Raw genomic sequence first — 8,082 nt, 5'->3', positions numbered from 1 at the left:
CGGGGCGGTTTTGGTGGCATGCACGCATGATGCGTTATCCACGATTCGTTTACAACAACTTTCTACGCTGTACGCTCAGGCTGAATAGTCACAAAATATCTTCAGTGAAGGCGCCTGCTTAGCGCCGAAGAAACCAAGAGGCGGCTAGCCAGGCGGGACGCCGGCCGCCGGCGCCGCCGAGGCCTTGCTTCGCGGCGCCGCTTCTTGAAAAACTGATGCCGCCTGTTGCATGAACCCGCGCTTCCGCGCTTTTTCATGCAACAGGCGGCGTTTTTTCGCTGTCCAGGGTGGCTCAATCATGACAAATCTACGCAATCCCGATCAACGCCGCGCTGTCCATGAGAACGGCCAGCCCCAGAAAAAAGGTCATGACGGTAGTCAGGATCCGAAGCCAGACATCCATGGAGCGTGCCGGTTGAGGGCGCGGGTAGCGTTCGCGCTCGTTGGCGGCGCAGTGTGTTGTCGTCTTGTTTGGGCGGTCCTTCTCGCGAATCATGATCCTCTCCTCTGTCTGGCCTCCCGCTTACTATGTCACGATGCGGATTACAAGTCGTCTACGGATCGACCAGCGCATGTAATGAAGAGAAAGGCAGAGATAGAAGGGCGTTCCCGCGGCGGGGGCGTGGTCGGCATCAGGCTGGAGAAGGTGGCGCGACGCTTTCTTTCGCGCGGCATCGGGGTTCGCGAGGCTGCGGGATCGGCGTAGAGCGGCCAGACTGCGCCGCCCACGCGGGCGATCCGCGGGAACATGTGTCACATCAAAATGACGTCGTACTGTTCCTGGTGGTAGGCGTTTTCCACCTGCAGCGAAATTTTCTTGCCGATGAAGTCGCCCAGCATCGCCAGGTGCTGCGATTCCTCTTCCAGGAACATGTCGACCACCTCTTGCGAGGCGAGGATGCGGAATTCGCGCGGGTTGAACTGTTTCGCCTCGCGCAGCAGTTCGCGCAGGATTTCATAGCAGATCGTGCGCGAAGTCTTGACCTGGCCCTTGCCGGCGCAGGCCGGGCAGGGTTCGCACAGGATGTGCGCCAGCGATTCGCGGGTGCGCTTGCGGGTCATTTCGACCAGCCCCAGCGCCGAAAAATTGCTGACCGACACCTTGGTGCGGTCGCGCGACAGGGTTTTCTTCAACTCGGCCAGCACGGCGTTGCGGTGCTCGGCGTTGTCCATGTCGATGAAGTCGAGGACGATGATGCCACCCAGGTTGCGCAGGCGCAGCTGGCGGGCGATCGCGTGCGCCGCCTCCAGGTTGGTCTTGAAGATGGTATCGGCGAAGTTGCGCCCGCCGACGAAACCGCCGGTGTTGACGTCGATCGTCGTCATCGCCTCGGTCTGGTCGACGATCAGGTAGCCGCCCGACTTCAGGTCGACGCGCCGGCCCAGCGCGCGCAAAATCTCCTCCTCGACGCCGTACAGGTCGAACAGCGGGCGCTCGCCGGTGTAGTGTTGCAGGCGCGCCAGTTCGCTCGGCGTGTAGGCCTGGGCGAATTCGCGCAGCTTGACGTGGTTTTCGCGCGAGTCCACCTGGATCGTTGCCGTGTCGTCGGTGACGAAGTCGCGCAGCACGCGCTGGGCCAGGCTCAAGTCCTGGTGCAGCAGGCTGGTGGCCGGGCGCGTCTTGGCGCCGTGCAGGATCGCGCTCCAGGTCTTGCGCAGGTAGTCGACGTCCGACGCCAGGTCGGTGTCGGAGGCGTCCTCGGCCATGGTACGCACGATGTAGCCGCCCTTTTCGTCGGCCGGCAGCATGCCCTGCAGGCGCGTGCGCAGCCGTTCGCGCTCCGCTTCCTTCTCGATTTTCTGCGAGATGCCGATGTGGCAGTCCTGCGGCAGGTACACCAGCATCCGTCCGGCGATCGAGATCTGCGTCGACAGGCGCGCGCCCTTGGTGCCGATCGGGTCCTTGATCACCTGCACCGTCAGCACTTGCCCGTCGAACAGGATTTTTTCAATCGGCGCCGGCGTCGAGCTGCTGCCGTCGTGGCTGCGCGCCTCCCAGATGTCGGCCACGTGCAGGAAGGCGGCGCGCTCCAGGCCGATGTCGATGAAGGCCGACTGCATGCCCGGCAGCACCCGCACCACCTTGCCCGAATAGACGTTGCCGGCCAGGCCGCGCGTCAGCGTGCGCTCGATGTGCAGCTCCTGCACCGCGCCCTGGAGGATCAGGGCGACGCGGGTTTCCTGCGGGGTGATATTGATCAGTATGTCTTCGTTCATGCTTCTGGGCTGCCGGCAGGTGGAGGGGAGGTGCGCACGACGATCATACCGATCATACGCGCGTTCACGGGAGCGCCAGTCCGGCCTGGCGCAGCAATCGTGCGGTTTCGAACAGGGGCAGGCCCATGATACCGGAGTGGCTGCCCTCGATGTGTTCGACGAACAGCGCGGCGCTGCCCTGGATGCCGTAGCCGCCGGCCTTGTCGTAGGGTTCGCTGGTGGCGCAGTAGGCGGCGATCGAGGCCGCCGACAGCACGCCGAAGCGCACCTGCGAGACCTGGGTGAGGTGTTCGGCCAGGCCGTTGGAGTGCACGGCGATGGCCGTCAGCACCTGGTGGGTGCGGCCCGACAACTGCTGCAGCATGGCGACGGCCTCGGCGCGGTTGGCCGGCTTGCCGAGGATGGCGCCGTCGAGCGTGACGGTGGTGTCGGCCGCCAGCACCGGGCGCGCCTTGAGGTGGCGGCGCCGCACCAGGTCCCAGGCGTAGGCGGCTTTTTCATTGGCGACGCGCGCCACGTAGTCGAGCGCGGCCTCGCCGGGCAGGACGGTTTCGGTGACGTCGGCGCCGCGCGGGCCGTCGCTGCGCAGCAGCAGCAATTCGAAATCGACGCCGATCTGGCGCAGCAGTTCGCGCCGGCGCGGGCTCTTCGACGCCAGGTAAATTTTTGTGTCGACCAGTTTCATCGTGTTTTCCTGGTATTTCCGCGGTTCAGACGCGATGATAGGGATGGTTCTGGGTGATCGACCAGGCCCGGTATAGCTGTTCGGCCAGCAGCACGCGCACCATGCCGTGCGGCAGGGTCATGCTGGAGATGCGGATCAGCCCCTCGGCGCGGGCCTTCAGGTCCGGGTCGAGGCCGTCGGCGCCGCCGATCAGGAAGGCCGTGTCGCGGCCGTCCTGCTGCCACTGCATCAACTGCTGCGACAGGCCGACGCTGGTCAAGTCCTTGCCGCGTTCGTCGAGCGCGATGATGCGCACGCCCTTCGGCAGCGCTTGCTCGATGCGCTCGCGTTCGAGCGCCATCGCGGTGGCGGCGGTCTTGCTGCCGGAGCGCTCGACCGGCTTGACTTCCTTGAGCACGACGCGGCACTCGGGCGGCATGCGCTTCGCGTATTCGGCGAAGCCCGTTTCGATCCAGGCCGGCATTTTGTGGCCGACCGCAGCGATGATGAGCTGCATGGAAGCTTACTCTGCTTCTTTTTTGATACGCTTGATGACGGTTTTGGCTGGCGCCGCGTCGGCCGCGACCTTGACCGCTTTGACGCGCGGCGTTGGCGCCGACTTCGGTGGCAAGGCTTTCAGGGCCTTCACAGCCGCCGCTTCGGTCTTGGTCGGGGCGATCTTGACGGTTTTGCCGACGGCTTTCGAGGCTGCCGGTTTCTTCGGCGCGGCCTTGGCCTTGACGCCCGCGGTGGCCGAGGCTTTCTTGACCACTTTCTTCTCGATCACAGGCGACGCTTCGACTTTTGCCTTGGTGGCCGCCAGATGGCCGCCGGTTTTCTTCGGCGCTTCTTCGCTTTCGCTGGCGGTGCGCTTGGACGGCGCGCGTTTCGCCGCGCCCAGTTTCACCGGCTTGTCGCCCCAGATCTCTTCCAGGCGGTAGTAGGCGCGGATCGGCGCCTGCATGATGTGGACGATCATGTCGCCCAGGTCGACCAGCACCCATTCGCCGGTGTCTTCGCCTTCGATGCCGACGATGTCGCCGCCGGCTTCCTTGACCTTGTCGCGCACCGAGGCGGCCAGCGCCTTGGTTTGGCGGTTCGAGGTGCCCGAGACGATGGCGATGCGGTCGAACAGGCTGGTCAGGTGGACCGTGTCGAACACGGTGATGTCCTGGCCTTTGACGTCTTCAAGGGCGTCGACGACGAGAGTTTGTAGTTTTTTAATGTCCATTTAGCTTTTGTATAAATTATGTTGTTCAATATAGTCTAGCACTAGCGGGGCGATAAGCGAGTGTGCCGTCGTGCCCCGTTGTAATGCCGCACGTATTTCGGTGGCGGAGATATCCACCGCGAAGTCTTTTGCCAGATAAGTCAGACCGTGCGGCGTGTTGCGGATGTGTTCCAGGGTGCCCAGGCGGCGCGCGAACGCGTCCGCCACCGCCTGCGGCACCGCTGGCCCGTTCAGCGCGAAGCCCGGTCGGGCCGCCACGCAAAAATGGGCGAATTCAAATAACTGCCGCCAGTCGCGCCAGGTGTCGAGGCGCTGCAACTGGTCGGCGCCCATCAGGAACACCAGCGAGGCTTGCGGGCCGAACTCGGCGCGCAACTGGCGCAGCGTGTCGATGGTGTAGGTCGGCGCGCCGCGTTCGATTTCCTGGCAGTCGATGAAGACCGGCGCGGCCAGGCCGCCAAAGGCCAGGCGCACCATGTCGGCGCGCTGGGCCGGGGTCGCCTGCAGCGCGTCCTTCTGCCACGGCATGCCGGCCGGGATCACGCGCAGCTGGTCGGCCCGCAGTTGCTCGGCGAAATAGCCGCCGAGCGCGACGTGGCCCTTGTGCACCGGATCGTAACTGCCGCCGAGCAGCGCGACGCATGTCGTCACGCGGCCAGCCAGTCGCGGTGCACCAGGAAGTCGGTGTACAGCGCCGCCTCCGGGCTGCCGGCTTCCGGCTGCCAGTCGTAGCGCCACTTGACGATGGGCGGCATCGACATCAGGATCGCCTCGGTGCGTCCGCCCGACTGCAGGCCGAACAGCGTGCCGCGGTCGAACACCAGGTTGAACTCGACGTAGCGGCCGCGCCGGTAGGCCTGGAAGTCGCGCTCGCGCTCGCCGTAGGCGCAATCCTTGCGCCGTTGCAGGATCGGCAGGTAGGCGCCGACGAAGCTGTCGCCGACGCTGCGCATCATGGCGAAGCTTTGCTCGAAGCCGGCGGCGTTGAAGTCGTCGAAGAAGATGCCGCCGACGCCGCGCGGCTCGCGCCGGTGCTTCAGGTAGAAATACTCGTCGCACCAGGTCTTGAAGCCGGCGTGCAGGTCGGCGCCGAAGGGCGCCACGGCGTCGCGGCAGCTCTGGTGGAAATGCCGCGCGTCCTCCACGTAGCCGTAGTACGGGGTCAAGTCCATGCCGCCGCCGAACCACCAGACCGGCTCGCCGGCGGCGTTGCTGGTGGTGAAAAAGCGCACGTTCATGTGCACCGTCGGCGCGTGCGGATTGCGTGGATGCAGCACCAGCGACACGCCCATCGCCTCCCAGGCGCGGCCGCCCAGCTCGGGCCGTCCGGCCGCGGCCGACGGCGGCAGGCTGGCGCCGGTGACGTGCGAAAAATTCACGCCGCCGCGCTCGAACACGTCGCCTTCCTCGATCACGCGCGAGATCCCGCCGCCGCCCTCGGGGCGCTGCCAGGCGTCGCGGGCGAACGGCTGGCCGTCGAGCGTCTCGAGCGCTTGCACGATGCGCTGTTGCAGATCGAGCAAATAGGCCTTGACGGCGCTGGGGGAAGGGGAAGACAACATTGCGCGCTAGAATAAAAAAGTGAGGGGGGATTGTACCCTGTCGCGCGTTTTTGTGATAGCAAAATGAGGGGTGCGCCGGCGCCGGGCGCCATGGCGTCGAGTTGGCGCGATGTTGTGGGTCGGATTACGCCCGATGGGCTGATCCGACCCACTGTATTAGTGCTTCAGCCCGCGCCAGCCGATGTCGCGGCGGTATTGCGCGCCGTCGAAGTGGATCTTCTCCAGCGTTTCATAGGCGGTTTTTTGCGCCATCTTGACGCTGTCGCCCAGGCCGACGACGCACAGCACGCGCCCGCCGTTGGTGTAGAGCTTGCCGTCGAGCTGCGCGGTGCCGGCGTGGAAGGTCACCGAGTCCGGCGTTTCGGCCGGGATCGCGCCGATCAGCTGGCCCTTGACCGGCGCGTCCGGATAGCCGGCGGCGGCCATGACGACGCCGACCGCGGTGCGGCGGTCCCATTCCAGCTCGACCGCGTCGAGCGTGCCGTTGACGGCGTGCTCCATCACCGTGACCAGGTCGGTTTTCAGGCGCGCCATGATCGGCTGGGTTTCCGGGTCGCCCATGCGGCAATTGAATTCCAGCGTCTTCGGGTTGCCCTTGTCGTCGATCATCAGGCCGGCGTACAGGAAGCCGGTGAAGACGATGCCGTCCTTGGCCATGCCCTGGATGGTCGGGTTGATGATCTCGCGCATCACGCGCGCGTGCATCGCCGGCGTGACGATCGGCGCCGGCGAGTAGGCGCCCATGCCGCCGGTGTTCGGGCCTTCGTCGTGGTCCTTCAGGCGCTTGTGGTCCTGGCTGGTGGCCAGCGGCAGCACGTTCTTGCCGTCGCACATGACGATGAAGCTGGCCTCTTCGCCGGCGAGGAATTCCTCGATGACGATGCGGGCGCCGGCGTCGCCGAACTGGTTATCGGAGAGCATCATGTCGACCGCCTGGTGCGCCTCGTTCAAGGTCATCGCCACCACCACGCCCTTGCCGGCGGCCAGGCCGTCGGCCTTGATGACGATGGGCGCGCCCTGCGCGTCGATGTAGGCGTGCGCCGGGGCCGGCTCGGAGAAGGTCCGGTACAGCGCCGTCGGAATGCCGTGGCGCTGCATGAAGGCCTTGGCGAAGTCCTTCGACGACTCCAGTTGCGCCGCCTCCTTGCTCGGGCCGAAAATCTTCAGCCCGCGCGAGCGGAACAGGTTGACGATGCCGGCCGCCAGCGGCACTTCCGGTCCGACCACGGTCAAGCCGATGTGCTCGGCGACGACGAAGTCGGCCAGCGCGTTGAGGTCGCTGATATCGATGTTGACTAGGCGCGGGTCGCGCGCCGTGCCGCCGTTGCCGGGCGCGCAATACACCATCTGTATGCGTTCCGATTGCGCCAGTTTCCAGGCCAGTGCGTGTTCGCGGCCGCCAGAGCCGACTACCAAAATTTTCATAAGAACCGTTCGTTCAGTGGTGACGCGAGCGACGGGGCCGCCCGCGGTGTAGCGATTAGTCGTCGACTGTTCGTCGATTAGTCTTCGATCAGCGCGTTCGAGAACACTTCCTGGACGTCGTCCAGGTTTTCCAGCGCGTCCAGCAGTTTTTGCATTTTGATGCCTTCCTCGCCGCTGAAGACGGTCTCGGTGGCCGGCTTCATGACGATCTCGGCCACTTCGGCCTTGAAGCCGGCCGTTTCCAGCGCGTCCTTGACGTTGGCGAAGTCGTGCACCGCGCACAGCACCTCGAAGCCGCCCTCGTCGTCGGTCAGCACGTCCTCGGCGCCGGCTTCCAGGGCCGCCTCCATCAGCGCGTCCTCCCGGGTGCCGGGGGCGAACAGGAACTGGCCGCAATGCTGGAACAGGAAGGCCACCGAGCCCTCGTTGCCCATGTTGCCGCCGTACTTCAGGAACGCGTGGCGCACCTCGGCCACGGTGCGCACCCGGTTGTCGGTCATGCACTCGACCACGATGGCGGCGCCGCCGATGCCGTAGCCCTCGTAGCGCACCTCTTCGTAGTTGGCGCCGTCGACGCCGCCGCTGCCGCGGGTGACCGCGCGCTGCACGTTATCCTTCGGCATGTTGGCGTCGGCGGCCTTCTCGACGGCCAGGCGCAGGCGCGGGTTGGCGGCGACGTCGCCGCCGCCCATGCGCGCGGCAACCGTGATTTCCTTGATCAAACGGGTCCAGACCTTGGCGCGCTTAGCGTCCGTTGCGGCCTTTTTGTGCTTGATATTGGCCCATTTACTGTGTCCAGCCATGTCGGATCTTCCTTAGACGGTGTGCAATTGTGGCCGACATTTTACCATATTGGCATGCCAAAATCTCCCCCGGCGGCGGCCTGGACAGGGCGATTGCATGAAGGCGGAGCCGAGGCGATGAGCACAGCTTGTAGGTATCGCTTGTAAACTCTTTGAAAAAGGCGTTTACTCTCGATATTT

The 8,082-nt window shown here is 65.2% G+C and carries 9 protein-coding genes; all 9 read right to left on the bottom strand.

The window, feature by feature from the left end; genetic code table 11:
- Positions 1 to 307: 307 nt before the first annotated feature.
- Complete coding sequence (locus ACFDR9_RS26070) at positions 308 to 496, bottom strand: hypothetical protein (RefSeq protein ID WP_409032851.1); 189 nt, start codon at positions 494 to 496, stop codon at positions 308 to 310.
- A 257-nt stretch (positions 497 to 753) separates the two neighbouring features.
- Positions 754 to 2,217, bottom strand: coding sequence for a ribonuclease G (gene rng, locus ACFDR9_RS26065; RefSeq protein ID WP_017877129.1), 1,464 nt, complete (start codon positions 2,215 to 2,217; stop codon positions 754 to 756).
- 64 nt (positions 2,218 to 2,281) lie between these two features.
- Positions 2,282 to 2,902: a nucleoside triphosphate pyrophosphatase gene (locus ACFDR9_RS26060; RefSeq protein ID WP_017877128.1), complete on the bottom strand. Its 621-nt coding sequence runs from the start codon at positions 2,900 to 2,902 to the stop codon at positions 2,282 to 2,284.
- Between the two features lie 25 nt (positions 2,903 to 2,927).
- Positions 2,928 to 3,398: a 23S rRNA (pseudouridine(1915)-N(3))-methyltransferase RlmH gene (gene rlmH, locus ACFDR9_RS26055; RefSeq protein WP_409032850.1), complete on the bottom strand. Its 471-nt coding sequence runs from the start codon at positions 3,396 to 3,398 to the stop codon at positions 2,928 to 2,930.
- Between the two features lie 6 nt (positions 3,399 to 3,404).
- Positions 3,405 to 4,112, bottom strand: a complete 708-nt coding sequence (gene rsfS, locus ACFDR9_RS26050; protein ID WP_017877126.1) for a ribosome silencing factor — start codon at positions 4,110 to 4,112, stop codon at positions 3,405 to 3,407.
- Positions 4,113 to 4,763, bottom strand: a complete 651-nt coding sequence (locus ACFDR9_RS26045) for a nicotinate-nucleotide adenylyltransferase (protein WP_017877125.1) — start codon at positions 4,761 to 4,763, stop codon at positions 4,113 to 4,115.
- Positions 4,760 to 5,674: an oxygen-dependent coproporphyrinogen oxidase gene (hemF, locus tag ACFDR9_RS26040; protein WP_017877124.1), complete on the bottom strand. Its 915-nt coding sequence runs from the start codon at positions 5,672 to 5,674 to the stop codon at positions 4,760 to 4,762. Before hemF ends, ACFDR9_RS26045 begins: the two co-directional genes overlap by 4 nt.
- A 156-nt stretch (positions 5,675 to 5,830) precedes the next feature.
- Positions 5,831 to 7,099 carry a phosphoribosylamine--glycine ligase gene (gene purD / locus ACFDR9_RS26035; RefSeq protein ID WP_017877123.1) on the bottom strand — a complete coding sequence of 423 codons (1,269 nt, stop codon included), beginning with the start codon at positions 7,097 to 7,099 and terminating at the stop codon, positions 5,831 to 5,833.
- Between the two features lie 77 nt (positions 7,100 to 7,176).
- Entirely contained in the window at positions 7,177 to 7,902 is a 726-nt protein-coding gene (locus ACFDR9_RS26030) for a YebC/PmpR family DNA-binding transcriptional regulator (RefSeq protein ID WP_017877122.1), read from the bottom strand.
- Positions 7,903 to 8,082: the final 180 nt, after the last annotated feature.

It is taken from the genome of Janthinobacterium sp. CG_23.3 (assembly GCF_046115965.1).
GTDB lineage: Bacteria > Pseudomonadota > Gammaproteobacteria > Burkholderiales > Burkholderiaceae_D > Janthinobacterium.
The sequence above is the reverse complement of the archived record's forward strand: the minus strand, read 5'-3'. Positions and strand labels throughout refer to the sequence as shown.